The organism is Microbispora sp. H11081 (genome assembly GCF_012999535.1).
Lineage (GTDB): Bacteria > Actinomycetota > Actinomycetes > Streptosporangiales > Streptosporangiaceae > Microbispora.
The window spans coordinates 284839-308396 of sequence record NZ_JABBWV010000004.1; the positions used below are offsets into that span (position 1 = coordinate 284839).

Annotated in this window: 23 protein-coding genes and 1 tRNA gene; 6 read left to right on the top strand and 18 right to left on the bottom strand. The window is 67.7% G+C overall.

All coding sequences use genetic code 11. The annotated features are described in order from the left end of the window. The first annotated feature begins 119 nt into the window (after window positions 1–119). Both HHX31_RS13650 and HHX31_RS13655 read left to right on the top strand, forming a co-directional pair. On the top strand, window positions 120–449 hold the full coding sequence (locus HHX31_RS13650; RefSeq protein WP_169948617.1) for a PadR family transcriptional regulator: 330 nt from the start codon (window positions 120–122) through the stop codon (window positions 447–449). Continuing rightward, window positions 446–1459: an HAAS signaling domain-containing protein gene (locus HHX31_RS13655; RefSeq protein WP_169948618.1), complete on the top strand. Its 1014-nt coding sequence runs from the start codon at window positions 446–448 to the stop codon at window positions 1457–1459. Before HHX31_RS13650 ends, HHX31_RS13655 begins: the two co-directional genes overlap by 4 nt. 63 nt (window positions 1460–1522) lie before the next feature. Here the strand turns inward: HHX31_RS13655 and HHX31_RS13660 are convergent, their stop codons facing one another. Next, on the bottom strand, window positions 1523–2728 hold the full coding sequence (locus tag HHX31_RS13660) for a cytochrome P450 (RefSeq protein WP_311931773.1): 1206 nt from the start codon (window positions 2726–2728) through the stop codon (window positions 1523–1525). Window positions 2729–2858: 130 nt separating this feature from the next. Between HHX31_RS13660 and HHX31_RS13665 the strand changes: the two genes are divergently transcribed. The 3 genes from HHX31_RS13665 (at window position 2859) to HHX31_RS13675 (ending at window position 5504) form a co-directional block, all read left to right on the top strand. Continuing rightward, on the top strand, window positions 2859–3656 hold the full coding sequence (locus HHX31_RS13665; protein ID WP_169948620.1) for a uracil-DNA glycosylase: 798 nt from the start codon (window positions 2859–2861) through the stop codon (window positions 3654–3656). A 174-nt stretch (window positions 3657–3830) separates the two neighbouring features. Continuing rightward, window positions 3831–5165, top strand: coding sequence for an NAD(P)/FAD-dependent oxidoreductase (locus tag HHX31_RS13670; RefSeq protein WP_169948863.1), 1335 nt, complete (start codon window positions 3831–3833; stop codon window positions 5163–5165). Window positions 5166–5431: 266 nt separating this feature from the next. Beyond that, a tRNA-Leu gene (locus tag HHX31_RS13675) sits at window positions 5432–5504 on the top strand. Window positions 5505–5634: 130 nt separating this feature from the next. Here HHX31_RS13675 and HHX31_RS13680 read toward each other — a convergent pair. From HHX31_RS13680 to HHX31_RS13750, 15 genes are all read right to left on the bottom strand, one after another. Then, window positions 5635–7008 carry a tyrosine-type recombinase/integrase gene (locus HHX31_RS13680; protein ID WP_249345952.1) on the bottom strand — a complete coding sequence of 458 codons (1374 nt, stop codon included), beginning with the start codon at window positions 7006–7008 and terminating at the stop codon, window positions 5635–5637. Continuing rightward, on the bottom strand, window positions 7002–7199 hold the full coding sequence (locus HHX31_RS13685) for an AlpA family transcriptional regulator (RefSeq protein WP_169948621.1): 198 nt from the start codon (window positions 7197–7199) through the stop codon (window positions 7002–7004). Before HHX31_RS13685 ends, HHX31_RS13680 begins: the two co-directional genes overlap by 7 nt. 156 nt (window positions 7200–7355) lie before the next feature. Continuing rightward, window positions 7356–8534, bottom strand: coding sequence for a DUF3631 domain-containing protein (locus HHX31_RS13690; protein ID WP_169948622.1), 1179 nt, complete (start codon window positions 8532–8534; stop codon window positions 7356–7358). 20 nt (window positions 8535–8554) lie between these two features. Beyond that, window positions 8555–9454, bottom strand: coding sequence for a bifunctional DNA primase/polymerase (locus HHX31_RS13695; RefSeq protein ID WP_169948623.1), 900 nt, complete (start codon window positions 9452–9454; stop codon window positions 8555–8557). A 272-nt stretch (window positions 9455–9726) separates the two neighbouring features. Further along, a complete protein-coding gene (locus tag HHX31_RS13700; protein ID WP_169948624.1) occupies window positions 9727–12024 on the bottom strand; it encodes a DNA translocase FtsK in 2298 nt (765 codons plus the stop codon). Next, window positions 12024–12404 (bottom strand): hypothetical protein, encoded by a 381-nt coding sequence (locus HHX31_RS13705; protein WP_169948625.1) that lies wholly within the window; start codon window positions 12402–12404, stop codon window positions 12024–12026. The genes HHX31_RS13700 and HHX31_RS13705 overlap by 1 nt, the downstream gene beginning before the upstream one ends. A gap of 21 nt (window positions 12405–12425) precedes the next feature. Continuing rightward, a complete protein-coding gene (locus tag HHX31_RS13710) occupies window positions 12426–12743 on the bottom strand; it encodes a hypothetical protein (protein ID WP_169948626.1) in 318 nt (105 codons plus the stop codon). Then, entirely contained in the window at window positions 12743–13060 is a 318-nt protein-coding gene (locus tag HHX31_RS13715) for a hypothetical protein (RefSeq protein WP_169948627.1), read from the bottom strand. The genes HHX31_RS13710 and HHX31_RS13715 overlap by 1 nt, the downstream gene beginning before the upstream one ends. After that, window positions 13057–13347, bottom strand: a complete 291-nt coding sequence (locus tag HHX31_RS13720; protein WP_169948628.1) for a hypothetical protein — start codon at window positions 13345–13347, stop codon at window positions 13057–13059. The genes HHX31_RS13715 and HHX31_RS13720 overlap by 4 nt, the downstream gene beginning before the upstream one ends. 47 nt (window positions 13348–13394) lie before the next feature. Beyond that, window positions 13395–14342 (bottom strand): hypothetical protein, encoded by a 948-nt coding sequence (locus HHX31_RS13725; RefSeq protein WP_169948629.1) that lies wholly within the window; start codon window positions 14340–14342, stop codon window positions 13395–13397. Continuing rightward, window positions 14339–14533, bottom strand: a complete 195-nt coding sequence (locus HHX31_RS13730; RefSeq protein WP_169948630.1) for a hypothetical protein — start codon at window positions 14531–14533, stop codon at window positions 14339–14341. Before HHX31_RS13730 ends, HHX31_RS13725 begins: the two co-directional genes overlap by 4 nt. Further along, entirely contained in the window at window positions 14530–14781 is a 252-nt protein-coding gene (locus HHX31_RS13735) for a hypothetical protein (RefSeq protein WP_169948631.1), read from the bottom strand. Before HHX31_RS13735 ends, HHX31_RS13730 begins: the two co-directional genes overlap by 4 nt. Next, entirely contained in the window at window positions 14778–14951 is a 174-nt protein-coding gene (locus tag HHX31_RS13740; RefSeq protein ID WP_169948632.1) for a hypothetical protein, read from the bottom strand. The genes HHX31_RS13735 and HHX31_RS13740 overlap by 4 nt, the downstream gene beginning before the upstream one ends. Window positions 14952–15278: 327 nt before the next feature. Then, window positions 15279–15593, bottom strand: coding sequence for a WhiB family transcriptional regulator (locus tag HHX31_RS13745; RefSeq protein ID WP_211589660.1), 315 nt, complete (start codon window positions 15591–15593; stop codon window positions 15279–15281). A gap of 427 nt (window positions 15594–16020) precedes the next feature. Beyond that, entirely contained in the window at window positions 16021–16806 is a 786-nt protein-coding gene (locus HHX31_RS13750; RefSeq protein ID WP_169948633.1) for a GntR family transcriptional regulator, read from the bottom strand. A gap of 73 nt (window positions 16807–16879) precedes the next feature. On the opposite strand from HHX31_RS13750, the gene HHX31_RS13755 reads away from it, so the two are divergent. Continuing rightward, a complete protein-coding gene (locus tag HHX31_RS13755) occupies window positions 16880–17323 on the top strand; it encodes an NUDIX hydrolase (RefSeq protein ID WP_169948634.1) in 444 nt (147 codons plus the stop codon). Between the two features lie 692 nt (window positions 17324–18015). Here the strand turns inward: HHX31_RS13755 and HHX31_RS13760 are convergent. Together HHX31_RS13760 and HHX31_RS13765 are read right to left on the bottom strand one after the other, a co-directional pair. Continuing rightward, complete coding sequence (locus tag HHX31_RS13760) at window positions 18016–23034, bottom strand: caspase family protein (protein ID WP_169948635.1); 5019 nt, start codon at window positions 23032–23034, stop codon at window positions 18016–18018. Next, window positions 23031–23438: a hypothetical protein gene (locus HHX31_RS13765; RefSeq protein ID WP_169948636.1), complete on the bottom strand. Its 408-nt coding sequence runs from the start codon at window positions 23436–23438 to the stop codon at window positions 23031–23033. The genes HHX31_RS13760 and HHX31_RS13765 overlap by 4 nt, the downstream gene beginning before the upstream one ends. Between the last annotated feature and the right edge of the window lie 120 nt (window positions 23439–23558).

Genomic DNA, 23558 nt, shown 5'->3' on the forward strand with positions numbered 1-23558 from the left:
CCACGCCGGGCATCGGGCCGAGAAGCCGAGAAGCCGAGAAGCGAAAGGAAAGCCACGTAGGCACCGGAACGCCCTACAGATCTTGGCGCTACTACGCTATGCGTAGTACTGTGCGATGCGTGGACGGTAGCCAGCTACTCAAAGGGGTCCTCGACCTCGCGGTCCTCGCCGTGCTCGCCGAGCGCGACAGCTACGGCTACGACGTCGTGCGCCGCCTGCGAGAGGCCGGGCTCGAGGACGTCGGCGACGCGTCGGTGTACGGGACGCTGCGCAGGCTCTACAAGGCCGGAGCGCTCACGTCCTACGTGGTCGCGTCCGACGAGGGCCCGCATCGCAAGTACTACGGCCTGAACGACGTGGGCCGCTCGCTCCTGCAGACCTCGGCGAAGACCTGGACGTCCTTCGCCGCCACCATGCACGACCTGCTCAAGGAGGTCGACCGAGGATGAACCCCCCGATGACGCCCCAGGACTACGCCGCCGCCGTACGCGCGGCGCTCGCCGATCTTCCCGGCAGCGACAGGGAGACGCTGCTGGAGGACCTGGACGAGCATCTCGCCGAGGTGGCCGCCGAGCCGGGCATGTCGCTGGAGGAACGCCTCGGCAGCCCCGAGGCGTACGCGGCCGAGTTGCGGGCCGCCTACGGCGGGGGGCCGCGGAGCCGAGGCCGCTCGCTGTTCGGTGAGCGGGTGCGCGAGCGCCTGCACGGGCGGGTGACCGGAGCCGCGCGGCGCGTCCACACGCGGCTGCTCGTGCTGCCGCCCTACCGTCAGGCCGCCGTCTTCGCCCCCGAGCTTCGCCCCGCCTGGTGGGTGCTGCGGGGCTACGCGATCGCGCTGGCCGTGCTCGCGCCGATCAGCTCGCCCGGTCTGGTCCCCGGGGACATCGCCGCGTGGGCGTTCACACTGGTGGTCGTCTGGGCGTCGGTGTGGCTGGGCCGGCGGGGTCTCGCGCGGCCGTCGCGCTGGGGCAGGGTGCTGCTGCTCGGGGCCAACCTGGTGGCCGCAGCCCTCGTGCTGGGGACGATGGCCGACGTTCCGAGCACGTCGTCGCGCAGCGTGGCCTTCGACTACGGCCCCCGGCTGGTCGAGCACGTGCCGCGGATGCGGGTGGAGATGGTGTCCTCGCCGAACGGGGGCGTCTACAACATCTTCCCCTACGCGGAGGACGGGACGCCGTTGCGCAACGTCCGGCTCTACGACCAGGACGGCAACCCGATCACGATGGATCCGGAGATGTACGGCCAGACCGCGGTCCCTTCCTGTGGCAGTGAGCCGCCCCTCCGCAATGCCTACCCCCTGGCACTGCGGCCGATCGAGAATCCGGGCGATGTCGCCGGCGACGGACCGTGGGCGACCTGCGCGACCGTCACCCCCACCCCGACCCCCACGCCCACCCCGACCCCCACACCCACACCGTCGTCCGCGCACCCGTCGCCCTCCGCCGCGCCGACGCGCTGAACTCGGGGGTCCGCGCTCCGGCTCCGTCTCAGCGAGACGGAGCCGGAGGAGAGAGCCAGGACCTCAGCCGTGCAGGCGGACCGGCAGGGAGAACAGGCCGCGCATGATCGCGCTCGGCCACCACCTCAGCGTGCCGGGATCGGCGGCCAGGGCCAGGCGGGGGAACCGTTCGAGCACCCGGCCGATCGCGATCTCCCCCTCCACTTTCGCCAGGGCGGCGCCGACGCAGTAGTGCGGGCCCCTGCCGAAGGCGAGGTGCGGCTCACCGATCCGGCCAGGCGCGAACGCGTCCGGGTCGTCGAACGCCGCCGGGTCGCGGTTGGCGGCCAGCAGGGAGACGAGGATGGGCTCTCCCGGCAGCATCTCCTGGCCGCCGATGACCACGGGCTCCGTGGGAAAGCGCCAGGTAGCGTTCCGCACCGGGCCGTCGTAACGCAGGATCTCGTCGACGAAGTCCGGCAGCCGCGAGGGGTCGGCGCGCAGGGCCGCCGCCTGGTCGGGGTGCCGCAGCAGAGTGAGCAGGCCGTTGCCGATCAGCGCCACGGTCGTCTCGTGCCCCGCGACGAGCAGCAGGAACGCGGTCGAGGTCAGCTCGTCCTTGTCGATCTCGCCCTGGTTGGACCGCCGTACGAGGTCGGTGAGCATGTCGTTGCCGGGCCGGGAGCGCTTGAGCTCGACCAGGTCGGCGAGGAAGCTCTCCAGGGCGTCGGTGGCGCGGGCGATCTCCTCCACGTCGGACGCCGCCGCCGAGTCGATCACGGAGGCGTGGTGGTGGAAGGTGGCCCTGTCCTCCTCCGGCACGCCAAGCAGGTCGCAGATGATCGTGATCGGCAGGGGATAGGCGAGGCCGGAGACCAGATCCGCCTCCTGGCCGTCGAGGCGGTCGAGCAGCGCGTCGGTCACCTCAAGCACCCGCGTGCGCAGTCCCGCCATCCGCCGGGGGGTGAAGGCCGCGCTCACGAGCCGCCGCAGCCGCGCGTGGTCGCCGCCGTCGGCGTTGAGCATGTGCCGGGCGAGCCCCGGCCGGTGGTCCAGGGGCAGGCCGAGACTGGCGGCCCGCCACTCGGGCGAGCCGGCCGCCGGGTCCTTGGCGAGCGAGGGGTGGGTGAGCGTGGCCACGGCGTCCTCGTACCGGGTGACCAGCCACGCCTCACAGCCGGGCAGCGGCACGCGGGCCACCGGCGCGTTGCGGCGCAGCCAGTCGTAGGCGGGGTAGGGGTCGGTGTCGAACGCCGGACCGAACAGCGGGGGGCATGGGTCGATGGACACGGGCCCTACGTACCCATTTCCCGTACGAGGGAAAGATCCAAATTTTGGAGGTGCCCATGCGGCTGGAGTGATCGAACGGAGATCGGGTTTCCGGGCGGCCCATCCCATTTGACCTGGCACGATCGGTGGTATGAGTTTCGTTCCCCCCGGTTCAGGCTGGCCGGGCGACCCCGCGTCCCCCGACACCCCCGTCGCGCGGGACGCCCACGAGGTCGCCGGGCTCGCGGCGGAGAGCCGTACGCCGTCCGACCTGACGGCGCGGCAGTCGGTGTGCCGCGCCTGCCCGCGTCTCGTGCGGTGGCGGGAGGAGGTCGCCGACGTCAGGCGGCGGGCGTTCGCGGACGAGACCTACTGGGGCAGGCCGGTCGCGGGCTGGGGCGACGACGCGCCGCACACGCTCATCGTGGGCCTGGCCCCCGCCGCCCACGGCGGCAACAGGACCGGGCGGATCTTCACCGGCGACCGCAGCGGCGACTGGCTTTTCGCGTCGCTCTACCGCACCGGGCTCGCCGCGCAGGAGACCAGCGTGCGCGCGGGCGACGGGCAGCGGCTGATCGGCGCGCGGATGATGGCGGCGGTGCGGTGCGCGCCGCCCGCCAACAAACCGACACCGGAGGAGCGGGACACCTGTTTCCCGTGGCTCGCCAGGGAGATCGCGCTGATGGCGGGCACGACCCGGGTGATCGTCGCGTTGGGCGGCTTCGCCTGGCAGGCGGTGTGGCCGGCGCTGCGCGCGGCCGGGTTCACGCTGCCGCCGCGCAGGCCGGCGTTCGGGCACGGCGTGGAGGTGCCCCTGACCCACGGCGTCGCCCCGGTGACGCTCATCGGCTGCTACCACCCCAGCCAGCAGAACACCTTCACCGGCAGGGTGACCGCGGAGATGCTCGACGCGGTCTTCGCCCGTGCCGCCGCTCTGGGGACCTTGTGAATCGTTTCACGAGTGTGAAGTCGGTCACTGCGAGGAAGATTTCACGATCTTTCTGGGAAAAATCTTCATGATGTGACTATTTGGGGAAATTCGCGAGACCTTCGGCCCTGGTGGGTTGGTACGGTCACCATCTCATGACGTAGCCTTGTGAATGCTTTCACAAGCCTGGAGGGCATCGTGGCAGACCGCAACTGGAAGCACGTCGTCATCGTCGGCGGTGGATACGTGGGCCTCTACACGGCTCTTCGTCTCCAGCGCACGCTCCGCCGTGAGCTGCGCGACGGCAGCGTGCGGATCACGCTCATCGACCCGCAGTCGTACATGACCTACCAGCCGTTCCTCCCCGAGGCGGCGGCGGGCAACATCTCGCCGCGCCACGTCGTGGCCCCGCTGCGCCGGGTGCTGCCGAAGGTGCGCATCCTCAACGGCAAGGTCTCCAAGGTGCACCACGAGGCGCGCACCCTGACCTTCGAGCCCGCCGCGGGCCAGTCCAGGGAGATGGAGTACGACGTCATCGTCATGGCGGCCGGCTCTATCTCGCGTACGCTGCCGATCCCCGGCCTTGAGGACGCGGCCATCGGCTTCAAGACCGTCGGCGAGGCCATCGCGCTGCGCAACCGGGTGATCGCCCTGCTCGACCGGGCCGAGTCGAGCGAAGACGAGGACGTGCGCCGCCGGGCGCTGACCTTCGTCGTGGTCGGCGGCGGGTTCGCGGGCATCGAGGCCCTCGCCGAGCTCGAGGACATGACCGAGGACGCGATCAGGTACTACCCGAGCATCGACAGGAAGGACCTGCGCTGGGTCCTCATCGAGGCGTCCAACCGCATCCTGCCCGAGGTCGGCCCCGAGATGGGCGAGTGGACCGCCGAGCAGCTGCGCGAGCGCGGCATCGAGCTCAAGATGGAGACGTTCCTGCAGTCCTGCGAGGGCGGCCTGGTCAAGACCTCGGACGGCGACGAGTTCGAGTCGGCCACCATCGTCTGGACCGCGGGCGTCAAGCCCAGCTCCATCGTCAACTCCACCGACCTCCCGCTCGACGAGCGCGGCCGGATCAAGACCACGACCCGCCTGACGGTCGCGGGCTCCAAGGGCGCCTTCGCCGCCGGCGACATCGCGGGCGTGCCCGACGTGACCAACCCCGGCCAGTACTGCGCGCCCAACGCGCAGCACGCCGTACGGCAGTCGAAGGTCCTCGGCGACAACATCGCCGCGTACCTGCGCGGCGAGAAGCTGAAGGACTACCGGCACAAGTACGCGGGCTCGGTCGCCGGGCTCGGCCTGTACCGGGGCGTCGCCAACGTCTACGGCGTGAAGCTGCGCGGCTTCCCCGCCTGGTTCATGCACCGCACCTACCACCTGTCGCGGGTCCCCACCGTCAACCGGAAGGTCCGCGTGGTGATGGACTGGACGCTGTCGCTGTTCTTCAAGCGCGAGACGATCTCCCTGGGCGAGATCGAGCACCCGCGCGACGAGTTCAGGGCGGCCGCCCACAGCGGCCGCAGGCGCTGACCTCCCTCGGGCGCAGACCTCCCTCAGGTGCCGCTCCCGACGGCCGCAGGACATCGGACGGCCCGGCGGTGCACACCGCCGGGCCGTTCCCTGTTCCCATGGCTCTGCCATGCTGGTGTGATGGACGGGAGAGAAGGGGGCGGAGGGTCTCCCGGACCTTGACCGGGCCCGGCCGCCCACGCCGTTCGCCCGCTCTTGAAAGGGGGACAAGCCGCGTAAGACGTAACTTGCTTACAGAGGAGTGATCCGTGACATATGATCGCGGCGCCCCCGTAGCCCAATGGCAGAGGCAAGCCCCTTAAAAGGGCTGTGGTGTGGGTTCGAGTCCCACCGGGGGCACTAACTGTAGCCTCTCCGAATCAGCCCGTGACCTGGGGAAGCGTGGCCACGGGCCGATCTTAAATGTCCGGTTGACTACGGCTGAATACGAGCGTCTACGGAAAGCTGTGCCCGTGGTGTGCCCGCGATTTCATTCCTCGCTCAGCACGTCGGCGATGCGCTGCCGTGCCTGTTCTTCCTGGCCGGAGATGCACTTCGCATAGACGTGCAGTAGCACGGCCACGCTGTGGCCGGCCCACTCCGCGACCTGGGGAGCGGGCACACCGGCGTTCAGCCATGTCGAGACCGCCGCATGGCGAAGGTCGTAAGGCCGCTTCGCCAGCGGGGAGGCGAACTCCTCTTCCGTAAGCGCTGCCTTTCGTGCCTTCCGCCAGACCCGGTGATACGTGCTCTCGTGCAGGTACGTCCCGCCCTTGAGAGCCCAGAAGATCCGGCCGTCCGGCGCGGCGCCGAGGTCCTTCAGGTGCGCGTGCAGAATCCGCGTCAGCTCGGGAGGACAGGGGGCGATGCGGCTCTCGCCTCGCTCGCGATGCTTGAGAGGACCGGGATCGCGCCGATCGCCGCTGTTGGACCACGCCGTGCCCGGGGCCGGGTTGGCCGTCTCCAGGATCAGTTCCCCCCACCCCTCCTCGAGAAGCACGAGATTGCTCTTGCGGAGGTTGACGGCCTCCTCGGGGCGCAGCGCGGCGTAGTACATGAGCGCGAAGAACGCCACCAGCCGCGGGCCGCTGGGCTTCTGGGCGCGTACGGCCTCCAGGAGCGCGCGGGCCTGAGCGGGATTCACCACGACGCGCCTGTCCACCTGCCGTACGGACTTGGTCGCCTTCCACGGGAGATCGGTGATCGGGTTCCGGTTGAGCAGCCGGAGCTCTATGGCGTACTGCATCGCGTTGACGAGCACGCCCCGCGTGCGCTGGACCGTGCTCGCGGCCATCCGCTTGCCATCCCGGCGGGTCGAGAGCGCCTCCAGAGCCTTCCTGGCCATCGAGGGGTCCTCCAAGTCGCCTACGGGGCGCGTGTTCTGCTTGAGCCACTCCACGGCCCTGCGAAGGTCCTCCGGAGGCTCACCTTCGTTGCGGCGGCGGGTGTTGAACGCCCACTCCAGAAGAGCCCGACGCAACGTGTCGTCGTCCGGGCGCCCACGGCTGGTGGAGAGCAGGGCGAAAGTGACGTCCCGAAGGGTGCTCGCGGAGATCCGCCGGGAGTGGCCGGCCAGGTTCGGCCACTTCATGTCCATGTAGGCGCACGCGAAGTCGAACCAGCTCATGACCCGCTCCGCACGCTCCCAGGACACCGGCAGTCCGGTGCCCGTGCTGAACGCCTCGCCGCGGCGGGCCGCCGACAGCAGATCAGCACGGTAGCTCTCGGCATGCGCCTTGGTCGCGAAGGCCATGCGGTGCACGCGACTGTCGACCTTCCACCGCACGCGGTAGGTGGTCGCCTTCTCATGCTCGCGGATCTCGATTTTGTAGATCCGCACGTCGTAGGTGCGCTCCTTCAGCAAGCGGCGTCCTCCAGTGTGGCGAGCCAGCGGTCAAGGTCCGTACGGCGGATGCGCAAGTCGCCGTTCGGGAGTTTGAGGCAGCGAGGCGCGCGGCCCTTGGCGCGCCAGTCGTAGAAGGTGGAGCGGGAGATGCCGAGTTCGGCGCACAGCTCGGCTACGGTCAGCGGTTTGCTCGTGGCGGCGGTGGCCATGGGCGTCCTTTCGGGTTCCGAGATCGGAGGCTGAGGCGGCGATAGACGTCGTGGCGGGGAGCGCGAAGAGAGCGGTTTTGAGGGGGTGAGCCGTCCCAGCCGTCCCAGGCTCATTTCCGCAGGTCAGCCCTGGGACGGCTTTTCTGCTGGGACGGCTCAAGCCGTCCCAGGGATTGGAGCCGTCCCGCTGTGACCTGGGCTGATGATGCTGGGACGGCTGGGACGGCTACCCCTCTCGAACGGGACCACCTCCCCCTCTGGGACGGGGTCGAGAGTGGGGCAGTAGCGGGTCCAGGCGTCGATGAAGTCGGCCCGCTGGTAGCCCTTGGCCTGGGTGCCATCGGGGAAGCGGATGTTGCTCGACCGGATCTCGTACTCGCGCAGAATCGCCGCGAGCCGCATCGGCGTGAGTCCCGTGGGGCCGTAGTCGGCCCAGGGCGCTTCCGGGTCGGCCTTGAGCCTTTGCAGCAGATCGGCGGTGGCCAATGCTGTGTCGGAGCCGAACGCCGTGCGGCAGTCGGCCAGCAGCCGAACGCGGGTGGAGGGCTGGCCGTTGTCGTCGGCTTCGGCGGTCAGGGCGAGTACGGCGGCGCGGGCGCGCTCGGTCCAGTGGTCGCCGGCGTGGTCGGCGACGACGACGAGGGGTTCCCAGGTGTCGGCGGCGCGGTCTTCGACGGGCATGGGTGGTTCGGCCTTCTCCAGGGTGTCGAGGTCGGCGCGGAGCCATGCGGCGAGGTCGGCGGCGAGCTGGCGGAGGGCGGGGCGGTCGCGGCGGTGGCGGTAGGGGGCGACGGTTTCGCCGGGGCCGCGTCGGCGCATGCGGATGACGACGGCGCGGTCTTCGATGGTGTCGGGCATGGCGCCGATCCCCGCCAGGGCGGCCATGGCGAAGGTCGGGATGGACTCGACGCGGCCGGTGTTGGCGTCGTAGCGCTTGGCCGGCCGGTTGCGCTGGTGCCCGGCGTTCAGCAGCCCGCGCAGGTCCTCGTTGCCGTCTGCCTTGGGGCCGAAAATGGTGTCGGCCTCGTCCACGAGCAGCGTCGGCGGGTCGTCGGTGATGGAGCGGTAGACGGCGGCGGGCGAGGAGTTGACGGTGATGAACGGGTCGTGGCAGGTGGCCTCTACAACGTCGAGCAGCCGGGACTTGCCGCAGCGCTTCTCAGGCGCGCGGATAACCAGTCGAGGGGCATGCGGCCAGGCCGGTTGGGCATGGGTCGCGGCGATCCACAAGACCACGGCGTCGGCGGCCTCGGGGGTCGGCAGGATCACGTAGCGCGTGAGCGCGGCCAGCAGCGAGTCCAGCAGCACGGCGCCACGGTTGGCGGATGGGTTCATGAGTGCGGCTCCTTCAGCGGTTATGCGGCGACGGTGCGGGGGCGCTTGGCCCCGTGGCGCAGCCCGGATGCGACGGTGCGGTCGGCTTCGCGCCGGTCGAGCCCGGCGGCGACCCCTGCCTGTCCAAGCAGGGTGGTGACCTGGTCGGCGTCGAGCGCGCCGCCGGCGACGAGTTGCCCCAGGGCGATCGCGGCCAGGAACAACGTGCGGTTGCGCTCTCCCACGGGGGCCGCTGCGACGCGATCCAACTCGCCGTTGATCGCCGCGCGCAGGAATGCGCCACGCCGGTTTTCGGGCAGGGCCAGGCGGAGCGGCTTGGCCGCCTGCGGGGGCGGGGGGACAAGCCGCTTGGACAGCCAGGGGGGCAGCGGGGCTGGGGGCGCGTTGTAGATGACCTCGTAGGCGCCGGTTCCGTCCGACAAGTCCACGAAGCTGCCGGGGCCGATGACGTACCCACCGGCCGCGCGGGTGTCGATCAACCAGCCAAGTCCGTTGCCCTTGTCGCCTTCGGTGTTGCGCAGTTCGGGACCATCCGGCGCGGCGTAGTACAGGTGGATCCCACCGCGCCGGGTACGGACCTGGAAGGTCTCCAGCGTCGGGAACGGCTGCCCGGCCCGTTCGCAGACCAACGCGAGCACGTCCGCGCCGTCGTTGACGCCAGGCAGATCCCACACCGGCGGCGGCACCTCGCCCGGCTTCGGGGTGTCGAGGTCGATCACCACCAGGCGCGAGGGACCGCACGCGATGCCGATGTTGTACGGCTGCTGTGCCCACCAGCGGCGGATGACTTCGGGGTCAGCGGTGGCGCGGCGTTCCCAGTGGTCGAACCCTCGCGGCGGGGTCTTCCCACCAGGGACGAGCGGGAAGACGTGCCAGCCACGGGCGGCGGCGGCCAGGGCGTAGCGAAGCTGATCGTTCATGCGGTGGGTGCTCCTTGAGCGTGTTCGGGCAGCACGAGATCGGCAGGCGTGACAGGTGCGGGTGTCACGGAAAGGGGCTGGGGATGGGAGTTACAGGTCAGCGGGGGTGTGACCCCGTGACAGCAGCTCCGTGACAGCCCTGTGACAGGTGGCGTGAACGGGTGTGACACCCGTGCGTGACAAGATCATCCGCGCGGGCGCGGCGCGTCCCACGCGCAGCCGCACGAGGGCCGGGGGCGGAGCCGTCGTCACGGCCCGCCCCGGGCCCAGGGTCAGGCGGCGCGGTCGTAGCCGTCGCGGCCGTGGTCGTCGTGGTCGAGTGGTGACAGGTCGGTGATGGTGTAGGCGCGGGCGGTCCCGGACTTGGTGATGGTCAGGACGCCGCGGTCGGTCAGGTCGGACAGCACCTTGTAGATCCAGCCGCGTCCGTTGCCGGTCTTGTACCGTACGGCGGTCAGCTCGTCGTCGGTGGCGGTGAAGGTGGGGTTGCCGGTCTGGTGGCGGTGGCGCAGCCAGGCGTAGACGAGCTGGCGGGCCTGGGCTGGGTCGAGCTTCACCATGGGACCGTCGGCCTGCAGGGCGTCGGCCTCCTCCGGGGTGGGCTGGCGGATGGCGTCGTCGGGGCCGGCCGACAGGGACGGGTCGGGATCGTCCATGTGGGCGAGGGCGGCGGTGACGACGTCCCCGGTCGCGCGCAGCTGCTCCATCAGCTGCGGAGCGTTGCGGTCGTCGGCGGCCACCAGGACGGGCCGGACATCGCCGCCGGGGGCAGGCGGACCGACGATGTCCTTGCGCTGGAGGGCTTCCAGCAGGCGCAGGCAGTCGGTCCAGGCGATGCGCAGCTTGCGCTGCAGCATGGCCGGTGAGGCGTGCTGGGTGGCAATCACCAGCTGGGCGGCGTCGGCCAGCAGTTCGGCGAAGTCGGCGGCGAACTCCTCCTGCTCATCCTGCGGCTCGTACCCGCTGCCGCCGGCGGGCGTGGCCGCCGTGCTGGCGGCGGGGGCCGGGCCGGTAGGGCGGGCCAGGGCGGCCGTGAACTCGTCCACCTCCTTGCTCCTCGCGGGGTAGATGGCGGCGTGGGCGGCCATCGCGGCGCGGGCTTCGCCGCTGTTGCGGCCCCAGGTGTAGGTCCGCAGAGGCATGGCGTAGTGGGTGGCGCGGATGCTGCGGGCGTCCAGGTAGGCCATGCCGGGGTAGTGGTCTTCCCACTCGTGCGGGACGACGTCGGCCTTACGCTGCCGGGCCGACACGCCGTACTTGACGTCGTCGGGGTCCGACAGGCCGAAGCACATCTTGGCCATCTGGGACCGGAACAGGGTGGGGATCTGCGTGTAGTCGGCGCGCTGCAGCGACAGGATCACGCTCCCGCCGGCCGACCGCATCTCCTTGAGAATCTCCCCAAGCCGTTCCTCATCGTCGGCGCTGAGCTCGTTGACGAGCTTGGCGATCTCCTCGATGTGTAGGTACCAGTAGGTCAGCCCGCAACCCGGCTCCCAATCGCTGTAGCCGTGGTCGGCCAGCCACTTCGTCCGCTGCGGGATCGCCTCATGCATGGCGCGGATCAGCTCTACCGCACCGGCCTTGCCGGTCTCGAACCGGTGCAGGCCCTCCCGCAGCGGCCCCATGGTCTGGTCGTCCTTGGAGATGTCGATGGAGAACACCGCCGCGTCCTTGCGGGTGATGATCTCCCCGATGATGTTCCACGCCCCGCCGATGCTCTTGCCGGACCCGGTGCGGCCCATGATCTGCAGGTGGTGCCCGACGAACCGATACTCGACATCGTCCCCGTCCTGATACAGGCCGATGCGCAGCGGCTTGTCGATCGAGGCGCCGGGGTGGGACGGGCCGGGCCAGGCGATGGGCTGGCGGATCGCGCGGGGGTCAGAGACGGTGATGTGCGCGCGGTCGGCCCGGTCGTCGTCGCGGGCGACGATCACGCTGCCGGGCGGCAGCTGCATCCCGGACTCGATGCGGTCGGTGGCCTTGATGGCGTCGTCGGCGGTCTTCTCCCCGGGCGGGAGCTGCATCTGACCTTTCACCTTGTGGTCGGTCACCTGGGTCGCGCGGACCTTCGCGCCCTTGAGCCCGGCCTGCTCGCGGGCGCGGGCGAACAGCGTGCCGAGGGCGTCCCCGCCGTCGTGCTCGCCGTCGCCGCCTGTGTTGCGGATGACGGTGCGGATGTTCCACGACAGGGCCAAGGTCGCGCCGCCGAAGAACAACGCCCCGTTCACGACCGGGGTGCCCAGGCCGGTGATGGTGGCAGTGGTGAACCACGCCGACGCGGCGGCGGTGGTGATGGTGGCGTGCAGGCGTCCGATCAACCTGCGCTGGTGGGTGATCGCCCAGGTAAGAGCTGTCAGGGCGGTGGAGCCGAGGGTGCAGCCGACCGCCGCCCATGTCACCGCCGGCGCGTCTCCCCATAGGGCGTGGGAGATGGCCCCGGCGGCGGCCTCCACACCGAGGATGACCCACGGCGGGACCAGCACGCCGACCTTGGACAGCGTCGCGGCGGCCAGGCGTTCCATGGTCGCGTCCTGCACCAGCTGCAGGGAGGTGGTGTTGCGTGCCATCACAGATCGACCTTCCCCTTGTACTCCGCGCGCTTGGTGTCGCGCTTTTCCATCGCTTCCAGGGCCTCGAGGAACTCCTGCCGGAACTGCAGGTTGAACTTCACCGCCTCCGCCGAGATGCCTTGGGCGATCTCGCGGGCCTCCCGCAGTTGGCGGGCCACCCGCCACGCGCGGGCGCGCACGTCGATTCCCCGCAGCAGGGGGTGACCCTTGAGCTGGCTCATCGCGGCCTCGGCCGCGGCTTCGGCGTGGTCGAGCTCGCGGGCCAGGTCGTGCGCGAAGCGCTGGGTGGCCAGGGTGTAGGCGGCGATTTTCGCCGGTACCTTGCCGTGGAACTCGATACCGGCGATCTCGTCCAGCCGGTCGTTACCGGTCCCCACTAGAGCCCCTCCTTCCTCGTGTCAGTGGTTGGGCAGGAAGTGCTTGCGGTAGGAGCGGGGGAAGTCCTCGCCCCGCTCAGCCAGGGCCGCGGCCAGGTCCCGGGCGCGCTTGAGCCGCTTGGCCACCCGGCGGGCCCGGACCTTGGAATCCAGGCCGAACAGCAGCGCACGGCCCTTCATGGTCGACATCGCGGCTTCGGCGTCCACCGCCGCGATCTCCAGCTCGACGCCCCACCGCTCCCCGAGCGCGGTCAGCTGCTTGCCGTAGGCGTGGAACGCCTCACCCAGGGAGCCGGTGAACTCGATCGCGGACAGCTCGGTGATATTGCGGCTGCTCATCAGCGCCACACCTCCTGATCGGTGTTGATGACCTCGGCGTCGACCACGCCGCCGCCGGGGTCGCTCAGGTGGCTTGTGCAGGTGCGGCACTCAGCGGCGACCACCCTGGCGACCGCGGCGGCCAGGCGGCGAACCCGGGGGAGCAGCGGGGGCAGACCCACCAGCGCGGTCAGCCACGCATCCGCCGCCGTGACCAGCAGCACCAACAGGGCGAGCGCCACACACAGCGCCACACGCAGCCAGACGCCGATGCGCGGCCAGGCGCCGGGCCGGGGCCGCTCGTCGGCGGCGGCCCCGGGAACGCAGACGGTCCTCACGCCGTCTCCTCGCCGGTCGGGCCGGTCAGGGTGAACAAGGGCTCTTGACCCTCGCACAGGGCGCACGGCTCCCACTCGCGGCAGTCGTGCCGCTGGGGATCGCGGCACTGCTGGCGGGCGGGCACCAGCGGCAACGTGGTGATGTGCCGCTCCAGGTCCATCCGGGCCAGGCTGCGCACCTGGTGCACGTCGCCCGTCCTGCCGCAGGTGCAGCGCATCTGGTAGGTCCTGCCGACCGTGTCGGCCCCGGATGCGACGACCGGGCGATGCCGCACCACAGTCGACACCGAGGCCGGCGCCTGGGCCGCCGTGACGGCCTTCCTCGGGCGGGCCATCATGCACCCCCGGCCAGGGCGTCGCGGACGGCGCGGGCGTCGTCCATGCCGCACCGCAAGATGCGCTGCAGCCGGTAAGCGCTCGGGGCTGTCGGAAGCTCCCCGGTCGCGATGAGCGCCTGCGCCCGCTCGATCAGCCGGGCCACCTCCGGACTATGGGCGTTTGCGCTGTACGTAAGGCCGGTAAGCCGTCCGGCTTGCCTGTGGTCGAGGGTGGTGAAGGCGGCCAGGATGATCGGCAGGGCGGTCACGACAGCGACCGCGACGACCGGCCCCAGGATGTGCAGCACCAGGCGGGACAGAGAGAAGGACTCCCCCTGAGGGAGCGCCCACGGCAGGTGGGGCCAGGCGTTCATGCCGAGCGTCAGCCCCAGGAACAGGTACTCGATCCTGATCAGCTTGGGATCGTTGAGCGGCTGGCCGCGGGTGCCGAGGTAGGCCCGGGCGCCGACGACGACCAGCAGGGCCAGCGACATGAACGGCTCGACCAGCCAGGCGAACAGCCAGCCGGGCGACCACGAGGCGGCGCCATCGGCGGCGAAGGACTGGACGCCCGCGGTGGACCAGCCGAGCGCGAGCGCCAGCGACACCAGCGCGGCCGTCACCAGCAGCCGCAGCATCCGGCTCGCCTGCCAGGCGCGCATCGCGGGGTCCTGGCCCAGTGCGTGCAGCCGGGCGGCCTCGTGCGCCTTCTTACGCCGCTTGCGCACCCTTGGGGTGTCCAGCAGGAGCGGGGCGTCGTCGTCCTGCAGGCCGGCCAGCAGCTGCGCCTCGGCCACCTCCGCGCGCAGCCGCTGCACGCGGCGAGTCTCTCCCGGCACGCTGCCGGTGCGACTCACCGGGGGGCGGGGGACGGGGGCGGTCTGGGCGAGGTGCTGCTCGATCGCGGCCAGGCCCCGGGAGACTTCCTCGGGGTTCGGTTCCGGCAGCGGATTGGTCAGGTTCATCGCGAACCTGCCTTCCAGCACGTGGGGCAGCCGGGCCGGGCGCACCAGTTGGCCGGGGCCGCTGCCCAGGTGCGGGCGGCGACATCGGCGGTGTGGCCGGTCAGGGCGGCGGCGGTGATGATCTGGCGGGCGCGTGCCCAGGTCGCCACCTCGGCGAGGCACACGCGGGCGGTCAGGTTGAGCGGCTTCACGCGGCCACCTCCCCGGTTCTGGTGGGGGAGAGGGCGCGCAGGCGGGCGGCGGCCTCAATGGCCAGCTCGGCCAGCCGGTCCATCGCGGCGGCCTGAGCCTGGACGTCGTCGCCGGTGAGGTTCAGGGCGAACCAGACGTGCTCATGCGAGATGGTCAGGAACATGGCCGCGGACTTGGTGCCGTCCTTGAGGCTCATCTCTTCGGCGCGCGGCTCGTAGATCGCCAGGTTGACGTTAGTCGTGCTCATGCGGCCCTCCCGAGCGTGGCGGGGAACTCGGTGGTCAGGTCGGCGGCGTAGACCGACCGCTGGCAGGTGGCGCAGTGAAACAGCACCGGGCCGCCGTCCAAGGCGGTGCGGCAGCGCGGGCAGCCCTTGGCCGGTGGGAGCCGGGCCGGGCGGGCGTTGGTGGTGGGCATGCCGGGGCCTCCTACAGGCAGATCCGGACACGGGACAGGGCGCGGCACGAGCCGCAGGAGTGGACCGCGCGGACGCCGTGCAAGCGGCAGACCTCCACCTGGCAGCCCGTGCAGTGGCAGCGTGGGCAGCCAGTCGCCGACCCGTGGTCGCGGTCGCACTCGATGCACTGGAAGCGGGCCATCAGCGGCCACCCCCGCACGGGGGAGTGGCAGCGGCCTCCCCGCACTGACCGCAGCGCGGGGAGTAACCGGTGCCGTGGACCGGGCACCGCGCCTGGTCCTCGGTGCGGTGGATGCCCTGGCACAGCGGGCACTGGTAGCGGGCCATCAGGCCACCTCCCGCGTATCGGCCGGCACCAGGGACAGGGCGCGGACCTCGTCGGAGGTGAGCCCGGCCCACACTCCCTCGCCGGGGCGCAGGGCCAGGGCGTAGGCCAGGCACTCGGGCCGGGCCGGGCACGAACGGCACACCCTCTTGGCCGCGTTCTCCCGATACCGGCGGACGCCGGCCCGTTCGGGCTCGAAAACATCGGGACCGGTGAACAGCTCAGCGTCGGCCATGGTGCAGGCCGGACCGGCCTGCACCATGGCCTCGCGCAGCTCGCTCACCAGGTCGCGGGCGGTACGCGTACGGGTGCCCATCAGGCGGCCTTACCGTTCGAGGCGTTCGGTCGGCAGATCGGGCAGGGGTAGGGGCCGGACCCGGGATTCCAGATCTGGCCGTTACGGCAGTCCGAGGTGCACCGGTCGGACCTGACGCCAGACGTGTGCGTAGCGGTCATCAGGCACCGCCCTCACACCGTGAGCAGGTCGAGCCGGTGGTCTGGCCGCCGCACCCGCTGCACGTGTTCATCGGCCGCGAAGGGCCGTCGTTCGCCCCGGCAGGCCACTGCTGCCGGGCACAGGACCCATGGGTCATGATGAGAACACCTCTCTGAAGGGGTGCCGGGGCGTGGATCTCGTTTGGCGACTTGGGCCACGCCTCGGCTTTTTCATGGCCAGCTCCCTCATCTACTCGACTAGAGGAGCTGTGCTTCATGTATCCAAACTCGTCTAGAGGAGTCAAGCGCTATCGCGCAGGAAGTTGGTAGGAGAGGACGTAGGCGTCGCTCGACATGACGGTGTCGCAGACTTCGACGGGCTTGCCGGATTCCGCGTAGGCCGTCCGGATCAGGTGGAAGACCGGCACGCCGGGAGCAAGCTTGAGCGCCCTGATCTCGTCGCGCAGAGGCATCCGGGATCGGATCTCCTCATCGAAGTGATCCAGTCGGTGGCCCAACTCCTCCAGCCGCGCATAGATGCCGCCGGGGCCGGAGTCCGGTTCTGCGATCCGCGTACCGCGGGCGATGCTTGAGGGGATGTAGGAGACGGCCGTCTCTACAGGATGGCCATCGATCAGGTACCGGCGCGACCTAGTGATCACAGTCTCGCCCTGGTGGAGGCCGAGTCGGTTGCCGACATCGTCTGGCGGCTGGGCCTCGCTGATCTGGATCGAGTCGACGGCCGGCTTGCCGCCGGCACCCTCCGTTTCGACGATGAAGGCGGCTTTGCCTTGCTCCCGGTGGCGACGGGCGAAGCGATCGGAGGCCAGGCGTCGCACAGGCGGCCGGGAACGCACAAACACTCCGCGGCCGTGCTCGGCAACCGTCAGCCCTTCGCTCTGCAAGAGCTGGAGGGCGTTACGGATGGTCATGCGGGCAACACCGTAGTGAGCGATGAGTTGGCTCTCCGAGGGCACTTTCGACCCGGGCGGAAGAGTGCCATGGTTCATGGCCTCACGGAGGTGATCAGCGATCTGCTTGAAGACCGGGCGGTCAGACGTCGGGTCGAGTCCTGGCAGGGCGATGTCCGCCACGGTCAACTCCTCCACTCGTACATACGTGTATTACGGTGAGTCTAATTGGGCTGATGGGCCATCGGAGGGCCGCATGGATCAGGACAACCGCCACTCGGTGAGCGTCGCCGGCGTCGTTCTCGACGAGCAGGGCCGCGCGCTACTTATCCAGCGGCGGGACAACGGCCACTGGGAGGCGCCGGGCGGAGTCCTGGAGCGTGACGAAGACATCCTTACGGGCCTTCGCCGGGAAGTTGCCGAGGAGACTGGCCTCGACGTCGAACCGGAAGCGCTAACCGGTGTCTACAAGAACATGGCCCGGGGGATTGTGGCTCTTGTCTTCCGATGCCGTGCCGTTAATGGAGCTCTCACTGAAACGGATGAAACGCAGGCCTTCCGATGGGTGACCGCTAACGAGGTTTCGTCAATCGCGTCCGAGGCGTTCGCGATCCGCATCCTCGACGCGATGCGGCATAGTGACCACCCGGCAGTCCGGCAGCATGACGGGGTGCACTTGATCGCACGTAACCGCCCTTGACGACTCGTTCAAGTTCTCTGGCACCTACCGCTCGAGGAGCTTGCAAGAGTGCTGGCCGACCTGTAACCGCTCAAATCTGCGGCACCAGGCGTTCGCCAACGAATGTCTAGTCCCTTGAGATGCCTGACGTTTCTGTCCTAGGACATGGACGACAGGTGATGTAGGGAACATGGTCGAACATGCGGGGAGGGTGAGCCTTGTGGTTGCGAATCGGGTGTCGGTGGTCCGTTGCAGGTTTTCTTACGAATTCAAGCCGCGGCCCTTGCGGGGCGGCGGTGACCCGCCCGCTCTACGCAGCCTCATGACAGCCTGGCCGCAGGCCGGTGTGACTAACAGTACGAGCACGACATTGGCCGCCGTGACCAGGCGGACGCGCCGTAGCTGGCCGAGCTCCTTTTGCTGCCCACGCCGGAGACCCCGGCCTCCGGTCTGATCATCTCGCCAGAAGCCGGGGTTTGGGCTGGAGCCTGATCGCCTTGCCCGCCGTCGATCTAGATAAGCCCAGCAGACCGACTCCTCCGGTCTAAGATCAACCTTAAGCAATGATCGCCTAATCGCCGAGGAATAGCGCCCATGCTGAGGTACACGCGAGGCCAGCCTTGCCCCTGCATCATTGGCTCACTGCCGCTCTGTGGTGGGGCGATGGCCTATGCCTGATCGGGTTGGAGCTGTTTGTTGACTATGGGCACGGGCTATGCCGGTGATTGTTCCAGTTCATTGTGAATCATAACCAATGGAGACACCACGAACCCTAGCGTCACCAATCGTGTTGCGACATCAGCTGGACTTTTTCCTGTCTTTCCAGCCGCAGCGATTAGTCGGCCGGGCGATATCGGCTGATCAGGGGATAGCCAGGGGCGGTGGCCGTCCAGGTTCGTTGAGACGATGATGTCATCCATGGGCTCAGATTTGGTTGCGAGACTAGCAGGGTCTGGTGTGGTGAACCCGAGCATTTTGAGGCGGGCGGCTACCTGTGCCGGAGTTTGCCCCGTCTCGACAGCGGCAGCGATCACATGCCCAATAGGGACCGGATTATCAATGTGCAACCACGGTGAACTTCCGGTTCTGTCTGCGGTGACGATTATGCGATCGTTGGGTTCAATGTTGGTGGGGAGGGTGGCGGGGTCTGGTGTGGTGAACCCGAGCTTGTGGAGGCGGGCGGCTACCTGTGCCGGAGTTTGCCCCGTCTCGACAGCGGCAGCAATCACATGCGCGTGCGGGACCGGCTGATCAATGGCCAGCCACGGTGAGCGGCTGTCCAATGGCGCGCGGACGAAAATGCGATCGCTGGGTTCAATGTTGGTGGGGAGGGTGGCGGGGTCTGGTGTGGTGAACCCGAGCTTGTGGAGGCGGGCGGTTACCTGTGCCGGAGTTTGCCCCGTCTCGACAGCGGCAGCGATCACATGTCCAATGGGGACCGGATTATCAGCGGCGAGCCACGGTTGCTGGCCGTCCAGGTCTGCGGTGACGATTATGTGATCGTTGGGTTCAATGTTGGTGGGGAGGGTGGCGGGGTCTGGTGTGGTGAACCCGAGCTTGTGGAGGCGGGCGGCTACCTGTGCCGGAGTTTGCCCCGTCCCAAGAGCGGCGGTTGTCACACGGCCAGCTGGTATCGGTTGGTCAGCAGGTAGCCAGGGTCGATTGCCATCCATGTTAGCGCTGGTGATTATGTGATCGTTGGGTTCAATGTTGGTGGGGAGGGTGGCGGGGTCTGGTGTGGTGAACCCGAGCTTGTGGAGGCGGGCGGCTACCTGTGCCGGAGTTTGCCCCGTCTCGACAGCGGCAGCGATCACATGTCCAATGGGGACCGGATTATCAGCGGCGAGCCACGGTTGGTGGCCGTCCAGGTCTGCGGTGATGATGATGCGGTCGCTGGGGTCAGTGCTGGGGGGGAGGCTGGCCGGATCGGGCGTGGAGAACCCAAGCTCTTTCATGCGAGCGGCCACATCCCTCGGACTCCGCCCCGTCTCTGCAGCAGCAGCCGTTACGCCTGCAGGCGTCACGGGATGATCAGCGGCTAGCCCAGGGGAGGGGCGGTTCAATTTCATGATGATGATGATGATGCGGTCGCTGGGATCAGTGCTGGTGGGGAGGGTGGCGGGGTCTGGTGTGGTGAACCCAAGCTCTGTGAGGCGAGCGACCACCTGCGCAGGGGTTTGGCCGGTTCCCGCAGCGGCAGCGATCACATGCCCAGCGGGGACCGGATCATCAATGGCGAGCCACGGTTGGTGGCCGTCCAGATGTGCGCTGATGATGGTGCGATCCGTGCGATTAGTGCTGGGGGGGAGGCTGGCCGGATCGGGCGTGGAGAACCCAAGTTCTGTGAGGCGAGCGACTACCTGCGCAGGGGTTTGGCCCGTCCCCACAGCAGCAGCGATCACATACCCGAAGGGGACCGGGTCTTCGTCGGACAGCCAAGAATTATTTTGTAGGGCCGTCGACCTATCGTCCCCACGCCTTCGGCCACTATTCAAAAGAAGGTAATCGGACGGGCGTGCAACCGGAATATGCGAAAGTGATACCACAGACAAGCCAGGGATGAGCCCCGACCTGCTCCAGGCCAGTGCCCGCCAGGTGGATATAACATCAGGGATATACGCCGTGCGTCCTCTGTTATACGCTCGCATACCTGACCTGAGATGGACGGGGCTGCCTTTGCTTATCCCCCCGAGCAGCAACTTTTTATCCGGGAAGCAGCCAACTATAGTGATGTCGGCTTCCTGTCCAGCTGCGATCCATGGCCGACGGCCCACAGTCAGAGCTTGTTCAAAAATGACATCAGCCAGGGCGGGGTCGTAATCGGCCAAATAGAGCAGCCACTCATGGGTGAGTACCTTGGCTGCCTCCGGTGTCAGTGCAGCGCTCTCCTGGTGAAGTAGTTTTCTTACCCTCTTCTTGTCATAATCGAGCATCTGTTTGCGGTCGACGGTCAATTGTGGCATAAACGGACCGGTGAGGTTGACGACCGCACCGAATAGTGGCGTTCCTGCCCATAGTCCGTCAGCGAGAATTCCGCCAGAGGAGTCACACCACCAAACCTCGGGGGTTGTGGTTGCGTCGACGTGCTCGGCACGACGTCGGGCGCCCGCGGCGAGAGGGTCGTCGGACCCGATGGGAGCGATTTCGGACAAACGGCCGGCCCGCCATGTGTGGCTTCCGCCCGGATCGGTAGCGGTCACCTGATACTCAGGAATCCAAAGAATTCGACGCAGTAGGTCAACGCACGAGACCGGCGTGTCAGTGTCACGGAGGTGCAGGCGGACTGTGGTGAACGAACGCTCCCCTGAACCGAGATCGCGGACCCGGAACAAGGCGCCCGGCCCTGCGATGTGCACTTCAAGGACGTTTCGTGGCCGACCCGCTCGGTCGAAGCGGCAGGTGGTCACTGTAATCTCATCGGCCAGCATGAAGTAGCTAAGGACGCCTATGCCGAATCGGCTATTCGGATGGAGCGTGATTCCCGCTTCCTCCCACTCGGCCTGCTCCTCGATGAACTCGGGAAGGTCAGTGAAGCGGATTCCGGCGTAAGAGAAGATGCTCACGAGTTCCCGCATCCCCATCCCGACGCCATTGTCGGTGCAGTCGAGATATGGTCTGCCATGCTCGTCAATTCCCTGAGTGAAGACTATCTCGCCAAGCCAGGGGGCTGAGCGGGCACCCTTGGACCGCAGGTACTCTCCCCTCGCCTGCCGGTATCGGCAGGCATCGAGCGCGTTCTGGTACAATTCCCGGATTGCCAGAGCTGGGTCGCCATACAGCTGTGCACCCATTAGTAGTTCTTGGATGCGATCATCGGCAAGTCTGAATCGGAAACCCGACGAGTCATAGGCTCGACTTCCGCCGGCCAGGGTCACTGCCTGTACCCGGTCCCCCGTTGCATGCGCTGGCATATCTGTCAGGGGTACCAAAGACCCGTTGTCCCCTGCGGCGGTATCGATCTCGGTGAGTAGCGCATCGATCTGGGCAGCGTGCTCGCGTAGAGCCAGTTCAACCGCAGGATGGTTGCAGCGCGCCTCTAAGATTCTTGTCCGGCCTTGAGCGATCCATTTCGCCTCTCTGATCGTCGTATGTATGTCAGGAATGTTGACCCCAAAGCTGATCCCAAGGTGATCGACCACTACCTCAGGCAGCCCAGTGGCATCGATCGTGAAAAGGTAAGCTGTAGTGAGCAGGTAGGCGAGCAGCTGTTCGCGTACACCCTGCTCGTTCTCCGTCCCGCCAGCAACTTGCCGGATCGGGCTCAGCGTGGACTTCCGATCTGAACGGGTAAGCAACGCGGTGTCCATCTGCAGAGCGCGGAGCATCTCCAGCACTCGCTCTGGTTCGAATACCTCTCCGGTGAGTATGTCGAGGTCCCCGCTCCCCGCCACGTTCTCAAAAGCGAGTAGCTCGGAGATGATCTGGCCGGGCTGATAGCAGTCAGGCTGGCGTGCCAGCCACCGGTGGAACAACCACCAGCCGATGGCTGAGACGACGGAAGCATCTCCGGCTTCGGAAGCACGCTTAGCGCGGCGAAGCAAGCGCCCGTGGCCAGCCGCGAAGTTCCTGAATCGCCTGCCTTCGTCGGAACTGTCGCCAACCAAGTCCTGCGGATTTACATGACATCGCCGGGCGGCATGCCGGGCCCAGAACGACTCATACAGGAATGGGAACGCGACCAGTAGCGCTGCCTCCGCCGACGAGAGCTTCAGTTTGTCGGGATTCAGCACCGTCTGCAGCAGCCAGCGGATCTTTGAATTCATACGGACGGCAAATTGCTGATCCCGCCACGGATCGTCCTTCAGCGTCCTAGCGTCACTTTCCCATTTCGCTGCAAGCTGCTCAACTAAAGCCACGGTAGCTTCATATAAGCCATCGGCGCCTGGACCGTCGCCCACTTGTTTCCATGCCACGTGATCGCGAGCCTGGATTGCCCAGTTGTCTCGGCGACTCGTGTCCTGATCGCGCTCTTTTCGAGGGAAAACGACGAAGCCATTAGTGTCCGTCTCGGTCAGGACCCTAATTTGTTGTCTTGGTACCTGAGAGTCTGACGCGAGGCTGTCGAGCGCATCCTGGAGGGTCGGCTTAAGCTCGGCCAGTGTGCGCGGCCCGCTCTCGTTCTCTGCAATTTCGGTGAGAGAACGGGAGAACAAGCTGAACGTGGCCGCTCCCGCTGTGACATAACGTGCTCGTTCCCCTGGGGAACAGGCATAAACGTAGGCGAACCTCCGCGTCCCGGTCCGCTCGACACGGCGTTCTGACCAACTCGTAGCGTTTATGGCTCCCATTTCGCGAAGGTCGATGCCTTCACGGCAGGCATCGATAAAAACGAGAACATTACCCGCCCGGCTGTGTTCGACGTATCGGCCGAACTCTATTGGTACACACCCGGAGGGGAAGTTGCGTGAACGGGTGAAAGCATCCGAGGGAACTAGATAATCCGTTCCCGAATGATGCACGCCGTGCCCGCTCAGGTATATAAGCAGAGTCTGCTCAGGGGTTGCATCTTCAATAAAGAATTCAACTGCGCTATTAATCTGGCCTAGTCCGGTTCGATTCACATCGTGAACCTCTACGCTGTATCCGACGTCGCGGAGCACTGTCTCCAGTGCGGCCATGTCGCTTACAATAAAGGGGAGGTCTTTGATCGCCCCATCCTCGTAGAAAGGAACGCCGATCAGCAGCGCGCGAAACGGGCTCGCCCCTAGGGAGCCATCACCGGGCGTGGTCACCGGCCGAACGTCAGCGTGATGGCGCCCTTACCGGCCGCTTGCGTGCTTACGCCGACAAGAGCGATTCCGCCGCTGGCTGTGACCTCGAAGGTGATTTGCGCCTCCTTCAGCGGCAAACCGCCCTCAGTTGCTGCGACCTCGTCGAACAACTCCCGCAGAGCGCCTACGGTGCGACGCAGGTTTTCTCGTAACACCGCCACAGGGATGTGCCGTACCGAGAGCGTCGTTTCGCCCCGACTGAATATCCCCATGTCCCCCTGGGTGCCGTCGCCCTCGGCGTCGTTAACGAGGAACGGGAGGGTCTCGGTAGGTATCTCCGCTGCGGCATCAAACATGTTCCTGCTCTCAATTTCTGTGGTGCCTAAGGAGGGAAGGCCGATCGTACAGGCCGGGTCGCGCAGCATTCCAGAGTCTGACCGATAACAATTCTGTTGACCCTATTTATAACCGAAACTCCGTTTTGTGTGGTTCTATCAGATGTTGCGGAGCGAACGTGGCAGGCCCGAGCGTGTCTAACTGGTCGT